23 protein-coding genes, 1 tRNA gene and 1 other annotated feature are annotated in these 22006 nt (G+C 34.5%); of the genes, 23 read left to right on the top strand and 1 reads right to left on the bottom strand.

Going from position 1 to position 22006, the window contains the following annotated elements:
* From Q5O30_RS01475 to Q5O30_RS01395, 17 genes are all read left to right on the top strand, one after another.
* Nucleotides 1-419, top strand: a 419-nt coding sequence (locus tag Q5O30_RS01475) for a carbohydrate ABC transporter permease (protein ID WP_302674506.1), incomplete at its 5' end; no start/stop codon positions are given.
* Entirely contained in the window at nt 419-1345 is a 927-nt protein-coding gene (locus Q5O30_RS01470) for a carbohydrate ABC transporter permease (protein WP_021951989.1), read from the top strand. The genes Q5O30_RS01475 and Q5O30_RS01470, both read left to right, overlap by 1 nt.
* A gap of 24 nt (nt 1346-1369) precedes the next feature.
* Complete coding sequence (gene malQ / locus Q5O30_RS01465) at nt 1370-2860, top strand: 4-alpha-glucanotransferase (RefSeq protein WP_021951988.1); 1491 nt, start codon at nt 1370-1372, stop codon at nt 2858-2860.
* A 123-nt stretch (nt 2861-2983) separates the two neighbouring features.
* A complete protein-coding gene (locus Q5O30_RS01460; protein ID WP_021951987.1) occupies nt 2984-4012 on the top strand; it encodes a LacI family DNA-binding transcriptional regulator in 1029 nt (342 codons plus the stop codon).
* Between the two features lie 14 nt (nt 4013-4026).
* Nucleotides 4027-4641 (top strand): YesL family protein, encoded by a 615-nt coding sequence (locus tag Q5O30_RS01455; RefSeq protein WP_021951986.1) that lies wholly within the window; start codon nt 4027-4029, stop codon nt 4639-4641.
* A 118-nt stretch (nt 4642-4759) separates the two neighbouring features.
* Nucleotides 4760-4936 carry a hypothetical protein gene (locus Q5O30_RS01450; protein WP_302674505.1) on the top strand — a complete coding sequence of 59 codons (177 nt, stop codon included), beginning with the start codon at nt 4760-4762 and terminating at the stop codon, nt 4934-4936.
* 137 nt (nt 4937-5073) lie between these two features.
* On the top strand, nt 5074-5202 hold the full coding sequence (locus Q5O30_RS01445) for a hypothetical protein (protein WP_302629287.1): 129 nt from the start codon (nt 5074-5076) through the stop codon (nt 5200-5202).
* Nucleotides 5203-5332: 130 nt separating this feature from the next.
* Nucleotides 5333-5587, top strand: coding sequence for a helix-turn-helix transcriptional regulator (locus tag Q5O30_RS01440; RefSeq protein WP_021951985.1), 255 nt, complete (start codon nt 5333-5335; stop codon nt 5585-5587).
* A gap of 43 nt (nt 5588-5630) precedes the next feature.
* Nucleotides 5631-5714, top strand: a tRNA-Tyr gene (locus tag Q5O30_RS01435).
* 109 nt (nt 5715-5823) lie between these two features.
* Nucleotides 5824-5988 carry a hypothetical protein gene (locus Q5O30_RS01430; RefSeq protein WP_302674504.1) on the top strand — a complete coding sequence of 55 codons (165 nt, stop codon included), beginning with the start codon at nt 5824-5826 and terminating at the stop codon, nt 5986-5988.
* Nucleotides 5989-6210: 222 nt separating this feature from the next.
* Nucleotides 6211-7704 carry a DUF1846 domain-containing protein gene (locus tag Q5O30_RS01425; RefSeq protein WP_021951983.1) on the top strand — a complete coding sequence of 498 codons (1494 nt, stop codon included), beginning with the start codon at nt 6211-6213 and terminating at the stop codon, nt 7702-7704.
* 249 nt (nt 7705-7953) lie between these two features.
* Nucleotides 7954-9477, top strand: a complete 1524-nt coding sequence (locus tag Q5O30_RS01420) for an impB/MucB/SamB family protein (RefSeq protein WP_021951982.1) — start codon at nt 7954-7956, stop codon at nt 9475-9477.
* On the top strand, nt 9474-9917 hold the full coding sequence (locus Q5O30_RS01415) for a hypothetical protein (RefSeq protein WP_021951981.1): 444 nt from the start codon (nt 9474-9476) through the stop codon (nt 9915-9917). Before Q5O30_RS01420 ends, Q5O30_RS01415 begins: the two co-directional genes overlap by 4 nt.
* Before the next feature lie 130 nt (nt 9918-10047).
* Nucleotides 10048-11466, top strand: coding sequence for a sodium:alanine symporter family protein (locus Q5O30_RS01410; RefSeq protein ID WP_021951980.1), 1419 nt, complete (start codon nt 10048-10050; stop codon nt 11464-11466).
* Nucleotides 11467-11667: 201 nt separating this feature from the next.
* Nucleotides 11668-12015 (top strand): helix-turn-helix domain-containing protein, encoded by a 348-nt coding sequence (locus Q5O30_RS01405; protein WP_021951979.1) that lies wholly within the window; start codon nt 11668-11670, stop codon nt 12013-12015.
* A 23-nt stretch (nt 12016-12038) separates the two neighbouring features.
* The gene (locus Q5O30_RS01400; protein WP_158576800.1) at nt 12039-12779 is read left to right on the top strand and encodes a LytTR family DNA-binding domain-containing protein; all 741 of its coding nucleotides are present in this window, start codon (nt 12039-12041) and stop codon (nt 12777-12779) included.
* Complete coding sequence (locus Q5O30_RS01395; RefSeq protein WP_021951977.1) at nt 12767-14044, top strand: sensor histidine kinase; 1278 nt, start codon at nt 12767-12769, stop codon at nt 14042-14044. Before Q5O30_RS01400 ends, Q5O30_RS01395 begins: the two co-directional genes overlap by 13 nt.
* Before the next feature lie 173 nt (nt 14045-14217).
* On the opposite strand, the gene Q5O30_RS01390 is transcribed toward Q5O30_RS01395, so the two are convergent.
* Nucleotides 14218-14784, bottom strand: coding sequence for an accessory gene regulator B family protein (locus Q5O30_RS01390; RefSeq protein WP_302674503.1), 567 nt, complete (start codon nt 14782-14784; stop codon nt 14218-14220).
* 349 nt (nt 14785-15133) lie between these two features.
* Between Q5O30_RS01390 and Q5O30_RS01385 the strand changes: the two genes are divergently transcribed.
* The 6 genes from Q5O30_RS01385 to Q5O30_RS01360 all read left to right on the top strand — a co-directional run.
* Entirely contained in the window at nt 15134-16075 is a 942-nt protein-coding gene (locus tag Q5O30_RS01385) for a hypothetical protein (protein ID WP_021951974.1), read from the top strand.
* 91 nt (nt 16076-16166) lie between these two features.
* A complete protein-coding gene (locus Q5O30_RS01380; protein ID WP_021951973.1) occupies nt 16167-16346 on the top strand; it encodes a hypothetical protein in 180 nt (59 codons plus the stop codon).
* Nucleotides 16347-16547: 201 nt separating this feature from the next.
* Nucleotides 16548-16943 carry a MerR family transcriptional regulator gene (locus Q5O30_RS01375; protein ID WP_021951972.1) on the top strand — a complete coding sequence of 132 codons (396 nt, stop codon included), beginning with the start codon at nt 16548-16550 and terminating at the stop codon, nt 16941-16943.
* Nucleotides 16944-16989: 46 nt separating this feature from the next.
* Nucleotides 16990-18744, top strand: coding sequence for a 1-deoxy-D-xylulose-5-phosphate synthase (locus tag Q5O30_RS01370; protein ID WP_021951971.1), 1755 nt, complete (start codon nt 16990-16992; stop codon nt 18742-18744).
* Nucleotides 18745-18875: 131 nt separating this feature from the next.
* Nucleotides 18876-19134, top strand: a binding site (T-box leader).
* Between the two features lie 98 nt (nt 19135-19232).
* Nucleotides 19233-20924 (top strand): carbon starvation protein A, encoded by a 1692-nt coding sequence (locus tag Q5O30_RS01365; RefSeq protein ID WP_118589200.1) that lies wholly within the window; start codon nt 19233-19235, stop codon nt 20922-20924.
* Between the two features lie 229 nt (nt 20925-21153).
* Nucleotides 21154-22006 (top strand): chloride channel protein (locus Q5O30_RS01360; RefSeq protein ID WP_302674502.1); only part of this gene is annotated, 853 nt, incomplete at its 3' end.

Here is a 22006-nt window from a genome sequence, read left to right as displayed (position 1 = left end):
GGCAACAGGTAGGATATATGATGATTATCTATATTGCAGGTTTGCAGGCAGTTCCGGGAGAACTAATTGAAGCAGCAAAAATTGATGGTGCAACAAAATGGCAGACATTGACAAGAGTTACAATTCCAAATATTATGCCATCAATTACAATTTGTTTATTCTTAACAATAACAAATGGATTTAAACTTTTTGATCAGAACTTAGCTTTAACAAACGGACAGCCGTTTGAACAGTTAAAGGATGGTTCAGTTATAAAGACAACAGAAATGTTGGCACTTAACATTTACAACACATTTTACGGACAGTCTCTTACAGGTAAGGGAGTTGCCCAGGCGAAAGCCGTTATATTCTTTATCTTAGTTGCAGGTATATCAATTATCCAGCTTAAGGCAACAAGATCTAAGGAGGTGCAGCAGTAATGAACAATGAGAAAACAGTGAATTCAACAATTAAAGATTCTACAGTGAAAGCTACACCGAAAAAGAAAAAAATGAAAGAGACAAGTGAAATTCCATCAAAGCATGGAAAACTGTTGACTACAATAATGACAATTGTAACTTTAGTTTATGTTAGTCCTATATTTATTGTGTTAATGAACTCTTTCAAAGCTAACACCTTTGTAAAAACAGACACATTTGCATGGCCTACTGGTGAGGCGTTAGTAGGTTGGGCAAACTATATCAAAGGTTTTACATTTGGAAATTATCCGTTTTTTAAATCGGTATTATATAGTTTTGTAATTACAGTTTTATCAACAGCGTTAATTCTACTTTGTACATCAATGGCAGCATGGTACATAGCAAGAGTTGACAGCATAGTTTGTAAGATAGTATATTACTTATTTGTATTTTCAATGGTAGTACCATTCCAGATGGTAATGTTCACATTGTCAAATACAGCAGATTCATTGGGACTTAATACACCTTGGACTATTCCGGTTATATATTTAGGATTTGGTGCAGGTATGGCAGTATTTATGTTCACAGGATTTATTAAAGGTTTACCACTTGAGATTGAAGAAGCAGCAGCAATTGATGGATGTGGACCAATCAGAACATTCTTTATTGTTATTATTCCAATGTTAAAACCAACATTAATATCTGTAGGTATTCTTGAAATTATGTGGATATGGAACGATTACTTACTTCCATATTTGGTTCTTGATCTTGATCAGTACAGAACTATTCCAATTCATATTCAGTACTTACAGGGAAGCTACGGCTCAGTAGATTTAGGTGCAATAATGGCACTTATCATTTTAAGTATTATACCTGTAATATTCTTCTACTTAACATGTCAGAAGCATATTATTAAGGGTGTAGCTGCAGGAGCAGTAAAAGGTTAATAAGATATAATATTAGGAGGGACTATGAGGGCTAGTGGAATTTTATTACCTGTTTCCAGTTTGCCGGGAAAATATGGCATAGGAAGTTTTTCTGAAGAAGCATATAAATTTGTAGATTTTTTGAAAGATTCCAAACAGCAATACTGGCAAATCCTACCTATAGGACCAACAAGTTACGGAGATTCTCCTTATCAGTCATTTTCAACTTATGCAGGAAATCCATACTTTATAAGTTTAGAAGAGTTGATTGAGCAGAAATTATTAACAGAAAAAGAATGTGACAAGGTGGATTTTGGTGACAAAATTGACAAAGTAGATTATGAAAAGTTGTATAATGGCAGATTTAAACTTTTGAAAAAAGCGTACAAAAGAAGTAATATCCGTGAAAGGGAAGAATTTAAAAAGTTTAAAGATGAAAACCAATATTGGTTAAATGATTATGCAATGTTTATGGCTATAAAGGAAAGATTTAAAGGCCAAAGCTTTGACAACTGGGCAGAAGACATAAAACTCAGATGGGGATACTCAATGGAGTATTATCAGAATGAGCTAAAGGAAGAAATAGAATTTTATGAATTTGTTCAGTATGAATTCTATAGGCAATGGTACAAATTAAAAAAATATGCCAATGATAATGGTGTGAAAATTATTGGAGATATTCCAATATATGTAGCTTATGATAGTGCAGATGTGTGGTCACACCCTGAGTTATTCCAAATAGATGACAAAGGAAAAACTATAGCAGTTGCAGGATGTCCTCCTGATGGCTTTTCAGCAACAGGCCAGTTGTGGGGAAATCCATTATACAAATGGGATTATCATAAACAGACCAACTATGATTGGTGGATAAAAAGAATAGAGCGAAGTGTTCAGCTATATGATGTTGTAAGAATTGATCATTTTAGAGGTTTTGATGAATATTATTCAATACCTGCTAGGGATGAGGATGCAACTAATGGACACTGGGAAAAAGGACCAGGAATAGATTTATTTAATGCTATAAAATATTGTTTAGGTAATGTTAACATTATAGCTGAAGACTTAGGTTATATAACTGATTCAGTAAGACAGCTAGTTAATGATTCAGGATTCCCTAATATGAAAGTTCTTGAGTTCGCATTTGATAGCAGAGATTCTTCAGGTCCAAGAGAGTATTTACCATACAATTATAATAAGAATTGTGTAGTATATACAGGAACTCATGACAATGAAACACTAAAGGGATGGTTAGGTAGCATTGGACCGGAAGAGGTTGAGATGGTCCAAAAATATATTGGCAGAAAAACTGATGATAAAGATGAGCTGGTTGACGAAGTTATTCGTATGGCTCAGGCATCAACAGCCAATACATGTATTATTCCGTTACAGGATTATCTTCATTTGGACAATAAAGCCAGAATGAATCATCCTTCAACTTTAGGCGGAAATTGGTGTTGGAGAGTAAAATCCAGACAGATAACTAAAAAATTATCAGCTACTATTAAAGAACTAACAGTTCTTTATGGCAGAGGATAGAAATAAAATGATAAAAAGCTGCGAAAAAATTTCGCAGTTTTTTACATAATGATATGTATATGATAAAATACCAAATTGTGGAATTAAAAAATTTTAGTACTTTTAGATGAAAGGGGGGAAGACATGGCAAATTTAACAATAAAAGACATAGCGAAAATATGTGGTGTTGGAATTAGCACTGTCTCTCGAGCAATTAATGATGATCCGGGTATTAATCAGAATACCAGAAAAAGAATTTTAAAAGTTATAAAAGAATATAATTACGTGCCTAATAATAGTGCAAGAAATTTAAAAATGACAGAATCTAATACGATAGCACTTTTAATTAAAGGTATAGATAATCAATTCTTTCAGGGAATGTTGAAAAGTTTTGAAGAAGAATTAAAAAAATTAGAGTATACGTTTTTACTTCAAGCTGTAGGGGAAGATCAGGATGAGGTAAGTGTAGCAGTACAGCTTGCCAAAGAAAAAAGACTTAAAGGTTTGATTTTCCTTGGAGGTCAGATGGACTATCTTGATACAAGATTAGAAGAAATAGGTGTGCCATATGTGTTATGTACTGTTGCGGTTAATATGATGGCTCCTAAAAGAAACTGTTCTTCAGTCTCTATTGATGACGAAAAAGAAAGTTACAAGGCAGTAGATTATCTTTGCAAGAAAGGTCACAAGAAGATTGCTATAATTTCAGGCAAAAGGGGTGATCAGGCAGTTGGTGGTCTTCGATTGAAAGGTTACAGAGAAGCTTTAGCAGATAATGGAATTGAAGTTAACAAAAATCTTATAAGATATATGAAAGATGACATTCCTGAATACTCAGTAGCTAATGGTTATCAGGTTACAAAGGAATTGTTACAGTCTAAAGAGGAATTTTCTGCACTTTATGCTATTTCTGACTTAACAGCATTTGGTGCGTACAAAGCTATTTCAGAAGCAGGGTGGAAAATACCTGATGACTATTCTGTTTTAGGGTTCGATGGGATTGAAATGTCAAAATATTTTCATCCATCACTTTCCACAATGAAGCAGCCATGTGAACAGATGGTAAAATCATCAATAGAACTGTTAATGAATCTCATAAATGGAAAAGATGAAAAGAAACAGTTGATTTTCCAAGCTGAACTTTTAGAAAGAGATTCTGTAAAAGAAATATAGAGAGGAAGAAAAAAGTGTTTGGAATAGATAGTAAATTTTATGAAGTGGTATCAAAAATAGCAGATTTGGTAATTTTAAATTTGATATTTGTTTTGTGCTCGTTGCCTATAATTACTATAGGTGCTTCAACAACGGCACTTTACGGAGTGACTAAAAAGATGGCAGGGAACAGAGAAGGTTATATTTTAAAAAATTTTTTTCAATTGTTCAAGGAGAATTTTAGACAGTCAACGGTTATGTGGATTATATTATTAGTAGCAGCAATGATTCCTACGATAGATTTATATATAATAAATAGTCTTAAAAAAACAGTAATGACAACAGCACTTAAAGGATTAATGCTTGCAGCAGCACTTACCATTCTGTTCATTTTTTTATACGCCATGGCACTTCAAAGTACATTTGAAAATACTGTAAAGAACACACTTAAAAATGCATTACTTATGGGAATAGGTCATTTTCCATGGACTTTGATAATATTGCTTATAACGTTATTGCCAATTATATTGATTGTTCTGCTGGGAAAGACAGCGGGAAGTGTCGTATATGTAATGTTGTTTATTGGATTTGCCGTATTAGCATATTTAAATTCCTATATATTCAATCATATCTTTAAGAAGTATATGTGACAGATAATCATTGGGAGTGCTGCCAAGGCACTCCTTAAAGTTTTTATCATAATCTAGCCCATCCTTATGTATATGTATTTGCGAGCCTGTAACATGGGGAATATGCTTTCTGTTTATAGTGGCAGTCTGCATAGTATACAAAGGAGATTTCAGACAGGAGCAAACTGCAATAGCAGAATATATGGATAAATCTGTCAGCTTTTATGATTCAGAACTAAAAGAAGAAGGAATTTATAATATTCTGAAAATGAGAATAGCATTTTCAGGTAAAAAAGTAAGCATTAAGGCTAAATAAATATTAATTAAATTCTATTAATGAAATTTATACTTTCTACTACCGGAAGAATGACAAATTAAACAATATATGTTAAAGTATGAACTACAGAGAATGTTAAATGCGGTGGATAATCCATCGGGAAAGGAAAAGAGATCATGTTTGAGTTAAAATTTGCTAACAGCCATAACTATTATTATGAAGATTACAAGCTCGTTCAGGTATACGGACAGAGTCTTATTAATGTGCTCTCGAAAATGGTAAGCAAAAAGCAAAAATCAACATGATAATTATAGATGTCATTAAGACAAAATCATAATTAGAATTTAATTCACCGCTTATCTTTTTGAGAAGATAGGCGGTTTTTTTTATTACTACTGGTAAATGAATAAATAAGTATAAGTGGAGGAAAAAAAGATGTGTATATTACCTATTATAGATACAGTGGGAACAGGAATAAGAATTATGAATTTACGAAAACAGTCAGGATTATCTGTTAAGGAGTTACAGAATATATTGGGATTTGCAACTCCTAATGCAATATACAAATGGCAAAATGGTGCGGCAATGCCAACATTGGATAATTTAATTGTATTAGCAGCAGTTTTTAACGTTCCCATTGATGACATTATTGTCACAGATAATAAATTAAATATATCAATAGGTGCATGAAATATTATGTACTAAAAAGAGTGAGTCCTAAGGGACTTATTATGGGCAGGTAAGTCTAGCGGCGAAGACAGCGGACTGTAAATCCGTTACATTAGAAACATCGTTGGTTCGAGTCCAACCCTGCCCACTAGGAAAAAAAACAATCAGGTCAGGCAAATGATTGACAAACATATTTAATATATGTACAATTATTTCCTATCAAAAAGATAGGAAATAAAAGAATGACGAGTTGCTGTATGCGAATGTTGGACTCTCAGGCATTTTTGATTCCTAAAGGTACAATGTGTTTTTTTGTGGGAGTAATATCAGCATGCCAGGAAAAATATTTGCCGGGAAAAGACAGTAAGCAGATTGCACAAAGAGAAAGGATTCACAGAAATCCAAACAGTATCAGATTGTAGAAGGGGATGTTAAGGGGACGAAAAGGCGTAAATTGCTGTAGGGACAATAAACAGAATAAGCAAAAATTGGTGAAGAGGTGTTAGCAGAGGGCAACATCTCTTTTTTTGGGGTGAAGGAAAAAAGTCTGCGATAAAAGAAAATATATTATGGTTCAAAAAGCCATCTAAATATGATAAAATTACGGGTGGATTTAATTTGCAAAACAAAAGAGGTTAAGTAAAATGTTTAAAAAAGGTTTTGATAATGAGAAATATCTGACAATGCAGTCAGAACATATTAAGGAAAGAATTGCCCAGTTTGGAAACAAGCTATATTTGGAGTTTGGTGGAAAGTTATTTGATGATTTCCATGCTTCAAGAGTTTTGCCGGGATTTGAGCCGGACTCAAAGCTTCAGATGCTTTTACAGCTTAAGGATCAGGCAGAAATCGTAATAGCAATTAGTGCGGAAGACATTGAAAACAATAAGGTACGTGGAGATTACGGAATTACTTATGATATGGATGTTTTAAGACTTATTGATGAATTTCAGTCAGTGGGATTGTTTGTAGGAAGTGTGTGCCTTACAAAATTTGCAGAGCAGCCGTCAGCCAACCTGTTTATTAAAAGGCTTGATTCCATGAACATTAAGTCATATAAACACTACAAAATTCCAGGATATCCAAGTGATGTAGAGTTTATTGTCAGTGATGAAGGTTACGGAAAAAATGAATATATCGAAACAGAAAGACCACTGGTTGTAGTTACTGCACCGGGGCCGGGAAGCGGAAAGATGGCAGTTTGCCTTTCACAGTTGTATCATGAACATAAAAGAGGTGTAGATGCAGGGTATGCCAAATATGAGACATTTCCTATTTGGAATATTCCTCTTAAACATCCGGTTAATCTGGCATATGAGGCTGCAACAGCAGATTTAAATGATGTAAATATGATTGACCCATTCCACTTAGAAGCCCGTGGCGAAGCGGTTGTAAATTACAATAGAGACTGCGAAATTTTCCCTGTTGTAAATGCAATGTTTGAACTTATTTTTGGAAAAAGTCCTTACAAGTCACCAACAGAAATGGGTGTAAATATGGCAGGAAACTGCATTATAGATGATGAGGCATGTCGTGAAGCTTCAAAACAGGAGATTATCAGAAGATACTACAAGTGCCTTTGCGAAAAGAGACGTAACGGCACAACAAAAGATGACATATGTAAGTTAGAACTTTTAATGAAGCAGGCAGAAATAACTGTGGAAGACAGAAAAGTTACAATTGTTGCTCTTGAAAGGGAGAAGAATGAAAATGGAAATCCGGCAATGGCTATTGAGTTAAGAGACGGAACTATTGTTTCAGGAGGCACAAGTGAGCTTCTTGGTGCGGCTTCTTCAGCTTTGATAAATGCTTTAAAAGTTTTGGCAGGCATAGATAAAGAAGTAAAACTTATTGACCCTAAGGCAATTGACCCGATACAGGATTTGAAGATAAATTACCTTGGAAGCAAAAACCCAAGACTTCATACTGATGAGGTGCTTACGGCATTATCAGCTACAGCGGCAAATAATGAAATTGCCATGAAAGCAATGAAGAAACTTCCATTATTAAAGGGATGCGATGCACATTCAACAGTTTTACTTTCATCAGTTGATGAGCAGATTTTTAAAAAGTTGGGAATCCAGCTTACCTGCGAACCGAAATATGAAGAAGATGAAAGAATGTATCATAAGAATTAATGTTTGAAATGGGAAGAACCCTTCGCACTGCGGTGTGGAGGGCTCTTTTGACGTTAATTAAATAATACAGTATAAATATACATTAAAAAAATAGTAACATTTATATTTATGACCATAAATAAATATATTAAATCGAGAAAATAACTTTTAACAATATATTCCAAGTTGACTTTTATAAAAAATATGCTATCATAGCGTTAGAACAAATGTTCGAGACATGAGGCGCAGTTTAAATTAAGGAGAGGGAAAATGTCACAGAATAGAACATATATAGCCATAGATTTAAAATCATTCTATGCATCTGTGGAATGCAATGAGAGAAATTTGGACCCATTGACTACTAATCTTGTAGTGGCAGATATTAGTAGAACAGAGAAAACTATTTGCCTTGCAGTGTCACCTTCTCTTAAGGCATATGGTATTCCCGGCAGAGCGAGACTTTTTGAAGTGGTACAGAAGGTAAGGCAGATTAATCAGGTGCGTAAAAGAAAGGCTCCGGATGGAGAATTTCAGGGAGAATCTTATGATGATTTGGAACTTAGGAGAAATCCTGCCCTTAAGTTAGATTATGTAGTGGCAACTCCCAGAATGTCGCTTTACATGGAATACAGTACACGTATATATGATATATATTTGAAGTATGTTGCACCGGAAGATATGCATGTATATTCTGTGGATGAGGTGTTTATGGATGTTACATCATACCTTAACACTTATAAGATGACTGCTAAGGAATTTGCAAGCATGGTAGTTCGTGATGTGTTAAATACAACAGGAATTACGGCGACGGCAGGCATAGGCACTAATATGTATTTGTGTAAGATTGCCATGGATATAGTTGCAAAACACACAGAGCCCAATCAGGATGGTGTCCGTATAGCTGAGCTTGATGAAATGGCGTACCGCAGGTTGTTGTGGAATCACAAACCATTGACGGATTTTTGGAGAGTTGGGAGAGGATATGCCAAAAAGTTAGAAGAAAATGGTTTGTTTACTATGGGAGATATAGCCAGATGTTCTCTGGGGGGACCGAATGAGTATCACAATGAGGATTTACTATATAAGCTTTTGGGAATAAATGCTGAACTGCTCATAGATCACGCATGGGGGTACGAACCCTGTACCATGGCTGATATTAAAGCATATAGACCGGAAACCAATAGCTTGGGTTCAGGTCAGGTATTGCAATGCCCTTATGATTTTTATAAGGCAAGGTTGGTTGTAAAAGAAATGACAGATGCGTTGGTACTGGATTTGGTGGATAAAAAACTTGTCACCAATCAGCTGGTTTTAACTGTAGGATATGATATTGAGAATCTTAATTCAAAAAAACGTGGGAAATATCAGGGAGAAATAACTATAGACCGTTATGGAAGAAGAATACCTAAACATGCTCACGTAACCATTAATCTTGATTATCAGACCTCATCCACCAGAATTATTATGGAAGCTGTAACGAAAGCATATGATGAAACCGTTGATAAAAGCCTACTTATAAGAAGAATAAATATAACGGCAAATAAGGTTGTATGGGAGGATTCAATAAAGGAAAGCAAGCAGTTTAAGCAACTGGATTTCTTTACGGATTACAATGAATTAGGTAAGAAAAATGCTAAGGAAAAGGAGAGTTTACAGAGAGAAAAGAATATGCAAAAAGCCATGATTGACATAAAAAAGCGATTTGGCAAAAATGCGGTACTTAAAGGTATGAATTTAGAAAAAGGAGCTACAGCAAAGGATAGGAATGCTCAGATTGGAGGTCATAAGGCATGATTAACGATTCTAAGGATGACAATTACAATGATATTATTAATTTACCTCACCATGTGTCTAAGACACATCCCAGGATGTCTTTACATGACAGGGCTGCCCAGTTCTCGCCTTTTGCAGCTCTTACAGGTCACGAAGAGGAAATTAATGAGTCGGCACGTCTCACAGAGAAAAAACTGGAATTAGATGAAGATGAAAAAATAAGAATAAATGAGAAATTACAATTTATAAAAAATAATATAGACAAAGATATAACTGTGACTTTTACATATTTTGTGCCTGATGTGAAAAAAGCAGGTGGAGAATATAGGAAAATCACAGGAAAAGTAAAGAAAATTAATATATATGAGCATAAGATAATTATGAGTGAGGGGATGATTATTAATATTGAGGATATAATTGATGTGGATATTATGAAAAAGTTTATAAAATTGGAAATTTAATATATTTATGAGATATTTAAAATAGTTAGCTGCATTGGAGTTTTTACTTTTTTATGGTATAATCAAACAGTTATGCGTGCTTTTTTTTAATAATATCGTGGGTGATACAAAGGCGAAAGGATTAAGTGAAATGACATCAGTTATTGAAAGTATAAACTCAGCAGTTAATGATTTTATATGGGGTGTCCCGGCAATGATATGCATTATTGGAGTGGGACTGGTTTTGAGTTTTAGAACAAAATTTATACAAATCAGAAAATTCCCTTATGCAATGAAAGTTACCATCGGTAGGATGTTCAAAAAGAAAGAGGCGGCAGATGGTGCAATGACACCGTTTCAGGCTGTGTGTACGGCATTGGCAGCTTCAGTGGTGTGTCCGGCATTGGCAGCTACAGTGGGAACGGGGAATATTGCAGGAGTGGCAGGAGCCATTGCAATAGGTGGACCGGGAGCAGTTTTCTGGATGTGGATTTCTGCAATACTTGGAATGTGTACCAAATTTTCTGAAGTAACCCTTGCAGTACATTTTAGAGAAAAAAATGAAAAGGGTGAATTAGTTGGTGGCCCAATGTATTATATAAAAAACGGATTAAAGAAGCATTGGCACTGGTTGGCGTATCTGTTTTCAATATTTGGTGTTCTGACAGTATTTGGTACCGGAAATGCAACTCAGGTAAATACAATTACAACTGCCATAGATTCAGCTCTTGAAAATTATGGAATAATGTCAGGAGATAGTGCAAAAACAGTAAATCTTATAATTGGAATAATTTTAGCTGCTTTATTGGCAATGATTCTTTTAGGAGGAATTAAGAGAATAGGTCAGGTAACTGAAAAATTGGTCCCTTTTATGGCACTTTTATATATTGTATTTGCAATAGGTGTAATTGCATTAAACATACAAAATATTCCTTCAGTTTTTTCATTAATAATAGAGGGAGCCTTTAATCCGGCATCTGTAACAGGTGGTGCAGTTGGAAGCTTTTTTATGAGCATGAAAAAAGGTGTTTCAAGAGGAATTTTTTCCAACGAGGCAGGATTGGGAACAGGTTCTATTGCCCATGCATGTGCTGATACAAGAAAGCCGGTAAAGCAGGGATTCTTTGGAATATTTGAGGTGTTTGTGGATACTATTGTTATATGTACCCTGACAGCGCTGGTTATTTTATGTAGTGAAGTGCCTATTAACTTTGGAAGCGCAGCAGGAGCAGAGCTTACAATCTCAGGATTTACCTCAACATACGGTAGCTGGGTTTCAATTTTTACTGCGGTGGCAATGTGTTGTTTCGCATTTTCGACCATTGTAGGCTGGGGACTGTATGGCGCAAGATGTATCGAATTCTTGTTTGGCTCAAAGGTAAACAAGCCTTTTATGCTGGTATACTCTTTAGTTGCCATTGTGGGAGCTACAATGGATTTGGGACTTCTTTGGAGCATAGCCGAAACCTTTAATGGATTGATGGCAATACCAAACCTTATTGCAGTTTTCCTATTATCAGGAGTTGTGGTAAAACTTGTAAAAGAATACTTTGCAAAAGAAGGAAAGTAAAGTACATATTATGTTTGACAATAAAATATCATAAGTGTAATGAAAAAATATAAAGGTAACAAAAGGCCTTTATATTTTTTTTGAAAAAATACACTGTAATACAGTGTTGATGACACTCATATAAATGTGGAATGACGATAGTAAAAATATTAAAATTGACAAAGTAGGTATTGGGATATTAATATAAACTAAGGTGCAGAAATGAATACAGATAGAGAAATCGGACAGCGCATTCGCGCGGTAAGAAAAGAGAACCAATTATCCCAGGAGAAGATGGCGGAAATACTGGGAATACATTCCACAACGCATTATCAAAATATTGAATACGGTAAGAGCAAGGTTACTACAAATCAATTGCAGATACTTTACGATAAATTCAATGCATCACCAAATTATATTCTCTTGGGAAAGGTAGAAGGCAAGCAGGAATATGTATATGATTTTGTCAGACTACCGGCAGATGAAAAGATAAAAATATATTTGGAAATAACCAAAAGTGCATTTAAGGTTCAACAGGAATATGATATAAATGTAAGAAAAAAGAAATAAATTAACACAGGGGATAAATGTTTATGCAATCAACAGACAAACAAATATTGATAGTAGAAGATAATATGCACAGTATGGATAAAGCCTGTGCACTGATTAATAGAATCGATGGGGTATTTATTCATAAAGCTGAAAATAGCGAACAGGCATATCGCTATGCTTTAGAATATCACATCGATTTGTTCATTGTAGATATCATATTAAACACAAATATACCGGGAGATATTGCCGGAACTAAATTCGTTGAGAGTATAAGAAAAATAGACAGGTATAAATTTACTCCGATTATTTTTACAACGGCATTAGAAGACGCTAATTTGTATGCGTATGCACAGCTACATTGTTACAGATATTTTGAAAAGCCATATGATAATGATGAATTTTTGGAAACGGTAAAGGAAACATTGAAGTTTCAGACTGAAAAGAAGGAAAACCGCTACTACAAATACAAGAAGGACTTTGTACATTACATAATAAAGGTTGAAGATATCGTATATTTTGAAATTGACCATAATACTTCACATATCCATTGTAAAGATGAGGTAGTGGATGCCCCATATAAATCTACAAAAAATACCTTGTTGGAATTAAATTCTGAAAGATTTCTCAAATGTAATAAAAATACAATAGTAAACGCAGATTATGTGGAAAGTGTGGATATAGTAAACAGGTATGCATATCTGAGAGACGGATACGGAAAACTGGAAATAGGAATCAGGCTTAAGCAAAGCTTTCTGGAGGGACTTCAGAGATGCTCGAAATAACATATCGTCTATTTGAAATGCTCGCTCTTGTAGTATGTCTGCACAGCCTAAATGGAGAAAAACTAAAAATAGACGTTTATAATGTGGGATTTGTTGGGATTGAAATGGCATTCATGCAAATGATACAGGAAGGCATAGTTTCTAAGGGTATGTATTTTGTGATTTATTTAATTTACTTTATATATGCTTATTTAAAATTTGGAGACAGTGTAAAAAGAACAGTTCTAAAATGCTTACTGGTTATGATTATTATTGTGTTGTTGCAGATGATGATATATACACCATTAAGTTTTTTGTATTATTTTATTCCAAGTGAGAGCATTATATCAATACTAATTAATTTCATAACATTTATAATATTATATGTGTCAAGGAAGAACAAAAAATATAAAAATATTGTGGAGGTTTGTGCAAGAAAAGATTGGATTTTGAGAGGGTGCTTAATAATATGTGTTTTTATAATTGGATATTGTATGTTTTCACTTAAGATGAGTAGTATTATTGATAAGGACATATTTATACTAATAAGTTTATTGATGATTATGTTAGCGGTCTTTTTGTATAGATGGCAGAAATCATCTTTTGAAGTAGAAAGAAAAGAGCGAGAAATAGAAATGACAAACTTGTATAATGGTGTTTTTGAAGAACTAGTGCAGACTATAAGAAAAAGGCAACATGATTTTCAGAATCAGATAGATGCGGTATATAGTCTTCATTTAACGGCAGATTCATTGGAATCATTAGTAGAAGCTCAAAAGAAATATTGTGATAAACTTATATATGAAAATAGATATTCAAAAGTATTAAGTTGTAGTAATAATTCGACTTTATCTGGATTTATATATACAAAATTTATGAGGGCAGAATCGGTTGGAGTAAAAGTTGAATATGATATTGCATTTGAGGGGAAAAGTGACATTTCGATGTACGATTTAATTGATATTTTGGGAATACTGTTGGATAATGCAATTGAGGCTGTGAAGGACAGTAATGGACTAAATAAAATTAAATTTCAACTTATAGAGGGGGAACAGTTAGAGATATGTGTTAAAAATCCTGTAGAAGACATTTCAAATAATGATATAGAGAAGTTTTACAGAGAGGGGTATTCTACTAAAGGTGATAACAGGGGGCTTGGATTGTCTAAAATTAAAGAATATCAAAAAAAATATAATTATGATATTTTCACACATTTAATAAATGAAGTTGAGGAAAAATGGATAGAGTTCCGTATCGTGTTCGTTAATCAAAACAATACTCATTAAAAATATCTAATGAGTATTGTTTTATGTTTTTATTTAAAGTCTTTTGGTAGTGGATATTTAGGTTCACCAAATAAGAAAAAACTTACACCATGAAAATGTGAAAATAATCCAAGTGCTAAGAACATACTGCAAAGCTTATTAATTCTTGAATAAGCAAATTTTTTCATAATTTTCTAGTCTCCTTTCCGAAGTATTTTAGCTATAATCAATTGTAATGTATGTAATGTAATAGTCCAAAAGCCAACAACAAGATAAGGTTTTATCCCATTGTTAGAATTGAAAATGCTAACAATTATAATGAAAGTAAGAATTACGAGAAAACATTTGATGTTACAGCGTTTAATTAGCAATATATCCGGATTTGGTCTAAAGGGTGATGGAACAGGTCCAATGTAGTATGTAACAAGTAAACATACAATTAAAACGCATATCATTATGGAATAATTAGGGAGAGATATTAACGGTAAAACAATTATAGCTAAAACAGATATTAAAGTTGTAAGCATCAAGCATGTAATATAATGCTTGCAATGATATCCCCCACCATTAATTCGCAGAAAAATCAGCAGTGCTGAAAATGCCACAAATAAATCAAATTTTCCAATAAACAAATAAAAAATACTTAAAATGACGATTTTGCTGATCTCAGAAAGCATTGCAGTAACAGAATATTTTATAAGTGCCATTTCATAGTCGCTGTATCCGTACATTTTCTGAATTTTTGCTGAAAGCGAATCCACCTTTGTTACCTCGAAAATCCTTAATGAGCTAATTTTAGAACAGCAATTACAACGATAAGATATATTGAGATAAATGCTTGTAAAAACGAAAGTAAGTATGAAAAAATGGGGAAAACACATATATTCAAAACAAAAAGAAAAAATAAAATAACATTATTTATGATTAGGAAAATAATAATCAGCAATTAAAGAGTAGCTATTCTTGTTTAATGCTGAAAATTCATCTGAAAATAAAACATCACATAAAATAATTATAGTAACAAAATAATTATGTTGCAATAAAACCTGCAATTATGTTACACTATGTATATAAAACAAAACATACTAAATTAAAAACAAAGGAGGACTTATGGCAGGAGTTAACAGGCAGCATAAAGACAGGGTATTCAGAATGCTTTTCGGATATGAAAAATATAAGGGGAATTTACTGGAACTATTTAATGCATTAAACGGTACTAACTATACTAACCCTGATGATTTACAAATTTACACATTAGACGATGTGTTTTATATGAATATGAAAAATGATGTGTCCTGCATAATTGACAACAGAATGGCACTAATGGAGCATCAAAGTACATGGAATCCTAATATGCCCTTTCGTGGATTCAGATATGCAGGGGAATTATATAATAAGTATGTAGTTGAAAATGACCTTGACCTTAACAGAAGGAAGCTCATAATGATTCCCACACCCCAGTATTATGTGTTTTATAATGGAAATGAGAAACGACCCGAAAGGGAGATACTTAAGTTATCAGACGCCTTTAAGGTGCCGGTTGGTGAAGGATGTTTTGAATGGACGGCAACAGTTCTAAATATCAATTACGGATGTAACAAAGAATTAATGGAAAAGTGTTCAATTCTTGAAGGCTATGCTATAATGGTGGCAAAGATAAAAGAGTTTCGGCAGGAAACGGAAGACCAGAGAGAAGCAATACTACAGGCAATAGATTATTGTATAGAAAATGGTGTCTTAATAGATTTCCTGCAGGAACACAGGTCGGAGGTGCTTGATATGTTTATGATGGAATATGATGAGGAAAAAACAAGAGAACACTTAAAAGAGGACTATTATGAAGAGGGACTGGCAGAAGGGGAAAATATAGGACAAAACAGAAAGCTTATTACACAAGTATGCAAGAAACTAACAAAGAAAAAGCCACTATCCCAGATAGCTGATGAACTGGAAGAAGACATTGTACTGATAGAAAAAATATGTAATTTAATTGGTGATAATCCGGATAAATGTGATATTGATAAAGTATTAAAAGAAATGGAAAATATTTAAAGTGAAATGTATATTTTTTATTAATACTGAGGTGACGGAAGGTAATAATGTTATTACAACAATATTCATAAAAAACAAATGGGAGTATTAAATGGAAAGGAAGGTTTTAGCTATACTTTTATCCGTTATAATGATGTTTATGGCATTGAGGACAGGCGGCATTATAGTAACGAATGTTAAGGCGGCAACAGGCGGGGATGAAGAAGTTATAGTGGGAACTTTTTATGGTTATGGTTCACGAACGGTTGAGAACAATACAAATTTGGGGTAGAGTTAAGGTTTAATTGGGATAATTCATTAGCAAAATAAAATTATGTAAACCAATATAATACAAACTAACCGGTAAAGTTATGCTTTATAAAAAGTATAATTTTACCGGTTTTTTGCGGAAATACCGTGATTAATATAAAAATCCTTGACTTAGAGTATACTCTAAGCTTTATAATTTCTTTATCAGGAAGGAGTGATTTTTATGACCATAAAAGAAGTAAGTGAAAAATATGATATTTCATCAGACACTCTTCGATATTATGAGAGAATAGGTATGATTCCGGAAGTTACCCGTACTGCAAGTGGCATACGTGATTATCAGGAAAGCGATTTAAGCTGGGTGGAACTGGTGATTTGTATGCGAAAAGCCGGAGTTTCAGTGGAATCTCTTATTGAATATGTGAAAATGTGTATGCAGGGAGATACAACATTTTCTGAAAGACTTCATCTGTTACAGGAGGAAAAAGAAAAATTAGAGGAGCAGAGAAGTCAGTTAGAAACTGCAATGAAACGTCTTGATTATAAAATATCAAGATATCAAAAGGCAGTAGATACCGGAGAATTGAACTGGGATAAGGACACATGTAACAATGACTAGAAAATAAAAATAGTCAGATAATATTATGTAAATATGGAGGATTACAATGTATATAGAAAATATAAATGAACCAAAAGACGTAAAAGAGTTATCAATACCGCAGCTTGAGGTGTTGGCGGATGAAATGAGACAGGCACTACTTAAAAGAGCAAGTAAACATGGCGGACATTTCGGACCAAACTTTGGTATGGTGGAGGCAACAATAGCACTTCACTACGTTTTTAATTCACCTAAGGACAAGATAGTATATGATGTTTCTCATCAAAGCTATCCACACAAAATGCTTACAGGAAGAAAAGATGCATATTTGTATGAGAAACATTACGATGATGTGTCAGGATTTACCAATCCAAAGGAAAGTGAGCATGATTTCTTTACGATAGGTCATACATCCACATCTGTAAGTCTTGCCTGTGGTTTGGCAAAGGCAAGGGATTTAAATGGTGAGGACGGCAACGTAATAGCCGTAATTGGTGATGGCTCATTAAGTGGTGGTGAAGCATTAGAGGGCTTAGATGTTGCCGGTGAAATGAACAGTAATTTTATTGTTGTGGTAAATGATAATGATATGTCCATTGCCGAAAACCATGGAGGCATATACAAAAATCTGAAGCTTCTTAGGAAGACAGACGGACAGGCTCAGTGTAATTTATTTAAGGCAATGAATTTTGATTATATTTATGTGGACAAAGGAAATGATGTTACTTCCCTTATTGAGGCTTTTAAACAGGTTAAAGACAGTAAAAAGCCTGTAGTTGTCCATATTAAAACCCTAAAGGGAAAAGGTTATGAAATAGCAGAGCATAACAAGGAAAAATGGCATTTTTGTGCTCCATTTGATATTGAAACAGGTAAGCCGTTATATACTTTTGACGGAGAGGATTATTCATCCGTAACTAATGTCTACCTTTTGGATAAAATGAAGAAGGATTCAAAAGTTGTGGCAATTACAGCAGGAACTCCTACTATAATGGGATTTACAGAGGATAAAAGAAAAGAGGCAGGAAGTCAGTTTGTAGATGTGGGAATTGCAGAGGAAACGGCAGTTGCCATGGCTTCCGGTATTGCAAAAAACGGAGGAAAGCCTGTATTTGGTGTTTACAGCACATTTATTCAGCGTGCTTTCGATCAGATTTCACAGGATTTGTGTATTGATAAAAATCCTGCAACTATTGTTACTTTCGCAGGCTCCGTATATGGCATGAATGATGTTACCCACATTGGTTTACAGGATATTCCAATGATGTCAAATATTCCAAATCTTGTTTATTTAGCACCAACAACTAAAGAGGAATATTTGGCAATGCTTGATTGGAGCATTGAGCAGAAGGATTATCCGGTGGCAATTAAAGTTCCGGGTGGTCAGGTTGTTTCTGATGGCAAAATAGTTTCAAAGGATTTTAGCAGACTTAATACTTATGAAATAACTGAAAGGGGCAGTGATGTTGCCATAATAGGACTTGGTGCTTTTTATCACTTAGGAAGAGAAGTCGCCACACTCTTAAAAGAAACTACAGGAATTGCCGCAACAGTTATTAATCCTTATTATATAACGGGATTAGATGAAAAAACTCTTAACGGCTTAAAGAAAAATCATTTTGCTGTTATTACGTTAGAAGACGGCTTTTTAGATGGTGGCTTTGGTCAGAAAATTTCAGGATTCTATGGAAATACAGACATGAAAGTTTTAAATTATGGAATCAAAACAGAATTTCTTGACCGCTACAATCTGGAGAAAGTGTTAAGGGACAATCATTTGACACCAAAGCAGATAGTAGAAGACATAAAAGAAAATTTGTAAAAAAAATTAAAAAAATATACAAAAAGCAACCAGACACTTAAAAAAATAAAGTAGAATTAAAACAAACAAAGTTTTTTAAAAGCAGCATTGACAAGTTTTTCACACAGTGCTATTGTGGGTGTCAACAAAGAGAAAATGCGAAGAGCAGAATAAGGTCATTGGAAAGTAAGTACTAAAGAGAGCCGGCGGTTGGTGTGAGCCGGTGTATGTTTTTAATGATTATCCTCTGTGAGCAGTGCACTGAAGTTCTTTTGGAATAGTAGGTGTCACCGGTTTTCTACCGTTAAAAAGAAGCTTATTTCTATAGCGTAGGCTTGTGAGATGAGACTGAGTGGTCATGGAAATGACAAGTAGAGTGGTAACGCGGAAGTTTTAACCTTCGTCTTTATGTAGAATAAGGACGGAGGTTTTTTTACTTAATAGAAATCCCTTCGATATAGACTCTTTGCAAATATAAGAAAGGAGTCGCATTTTTGCGAAAGAAAGAAATGAATGGTTTAGTTATTGTTTTAATCGGAATTGTAGTTTTAGGTGCCGGCTATCTATTTTACGGACGTTGGTTGGCAAATAAATGGGGAATCGATGCTAAGGCAAAAACACCGGCATACACTCATGAAGACGGACAGGATTATGTGCCATCATCTAAATTTACGGTATTTGCACATCAGTTTTCATCAATTGCAGGAGCAGGACCTGTAACAGGGCCTATACTTGCATCAGTATTCGGATGGGTTCCGGTTTTGTTATGGTTAGTAATTGGTGGATTATTCTTTGGAGCTGTTCAGGATTTTGGTTCATTATATGCATCAGTTAAAAACGAAGGAAAATCCATGGGAATGATTATTGAAAAATATATCGGAAGAAGCGGACGAAAATTATTTATGCTGTTTTGCTGGTTGTTTACATTACTGGTAATTGCAGCATTTACAGATATGGTTGCAGGAACCTTCGTAGGTAAAGGAGTTGCAGGAATGAAAGAAAGCGTAAGCTACGCAAATTCAGCAGCAGCTTCCATATCAATGTTATTTATTGTTGTAGCAGTTGTTTTCGGAGTAATTCAAAAACGTGTAGGAAAAATGAATGAAATAGTACGTGCTGTAATTGCCATTGCACTTTTGGTAGCTATGTTTGCAATAGGTATGAAACTTCCTATTTATGCAACAAAAACAGCCTGGATATACATTGTTATGGCTTATTTATTCCTGGCATCAGTTATGCCAATGTGGCTTTTAATGCAGCCTAGAGACTACATGACAACCTTTATGTTATTAGGCATGATTGCAGGAGCAGTAATTGGTGTAGTAGTTGCACATCCTACAATGCAGTTAAATGCCTACAACGGATTTAACGTAGGAGGAAATTATTTGTTTCCTACATTATTTGTAACAATTGCATGTGGTGCAGTTTCAGGTTTCCATAGCCTTGTATCATCAGGAACATCATCAAAAACAATTAGCAATGAGAAAGATATGCCGATGGTTGGATATGGAGCCATGGTAGTTGAATCATTGCTGGGAATAATATCTCTTGTAGTTGTAGGCGCAGTTGCAGTAAATGGAACAAAGCCTGATGGAACACCTTTTGCAATCTTTTCAAATGGTGTTGCAGGATTTTTGGAAAAATTAGGATTACCTGTACAGGTTGCAACAGTTTTCATGACAATGTGTGTATCAGCATTAGCCCTTACATCATTAGATTCAGTTGCCAGAATCGGAAGAATGTCATTCCAGGAATTATTCTATGGCGACACAACAGACACATCCAAAATGCCTGTATGGCAGAAGGTTTTAACTAATAAATATTTTGCAACAGTTATAACATTATTCTTTGGATATTTACTTACTCTTGGTGGATACAACAATGTATGGCCTTTATTTGGCTCTGCAAACCAGCTTCTTGCAGCATTAGTTTTAATTGCATTAGCAGTATTCCTTAAAACAACAGGAAGAACAGGCTGGACATTGTACATACCAATGTTTGTAATGTTAGCAGTAACCTTTACGGCATTAGTTCAGAAGACAATTGCATTAGTTGCTAATATGGTAAATGGCAATGCTACATTCCTTGTAGACGGACTTCAGTTTATAGTTGCGGTACTTCTTATGGTTCTTGGAGTGTTGGTTGCATTCAGTTGTTTAAAGAAATTATTCAGTGCTAAAAAGGAAAGTACAGAAGCATAGATTAATGTCTGATGCACAAAACAAAAGATTATATATAATAAGGAAGAGATACTGTTAATTGACACTCTGAAAATACAGTGTATAATTAAAATAAATATATTTTAGAGGGTAATTAACAGCGGAGTTTGTAGGAAAATACAAGAGTTTTCCATGTAAGGTCCGACGTTACAGAATGCCGGTTATGTTCTGTGATGTCGGACTTTTTATCTCCGTGCAGGGAGAAAATACAATGCATATAGATAGCAAAAATATGACAAGGGAAGAACGAAATAAGGCAGTAGTTCATTATTATGAAGGCAGGATGAAAAAGGATATTACTACTTTTTTCAAATGGATAATTCTTGCCATACTTACAGGAGTTATAGTAGGTGGAGCAAGTAGCGTGTTTGCAGGTTGCATAAAAGGAGCAATAAAGTTTAGAACCGGCAGCCCATGGGTATTTCTGTTTCTTCCCATTGCCGGACTGATTATTGTTTTTATGTATCAGATGTTAGACAAGGATGATAGGGGAACAAATCAGGTCTTATCCACCATCAGGTCTAAAGATGATGTCCCCATTAAATCAGCTCCCTTGATTTTTGTGGCAACTCTGCTAACCCACTTAACAGGAGGTTCGGCAGGTAGAGAGGGTGCGGCAATACAGTTTGGTGGAAGCATAGGCAATCAGCTTGGGAGAATAGTGAAGCTAGATGAATTTGACCAGCATGTTATGGTAATGTGTGGAATGAGTGCCGCGTTTTCAGCGGTGTTTGGAACTCCCATGGCAGCGGCAGTTTTTGCCATGGAAGTAGTAAGTGTTGGAGTTATGTATTATGCCGCATTGCTGCCCTGTGTTATAGCATCAATAATAGCAGCAGAGTTTGCAGCAGGATTAGGAATTCATCCGGAAGTTTTTAATGTTACCAATATTCCTGAAATCACCATTGAAAACGGATTAAAAATGGGCGTTATTGCTGCAGGGTGCGGAGCAGTAAGCATACTGTTTTGTATTGCACTAAAAATAGCCTCCAAAATTTATACAAAATGCCTTAAGAATCCATATATTCGTGTTTTTGTGGCAGGATGTGTTGTAATTGTGATAA

The organism is Eubacterium sp. CAG:161, assembly GCF_000432355.1.
GTDB lineage: Bacteria > Bacillota > Clostridia > Lachnospirales > Lachnospiraceae > Eubacterium_G > Eubacterium_G segne.
The sequence above is the reverse complement of the archived record's forward strand: the minus strand, read 5'-3'. Positions and strand labels throughout refer to the sequence as shown.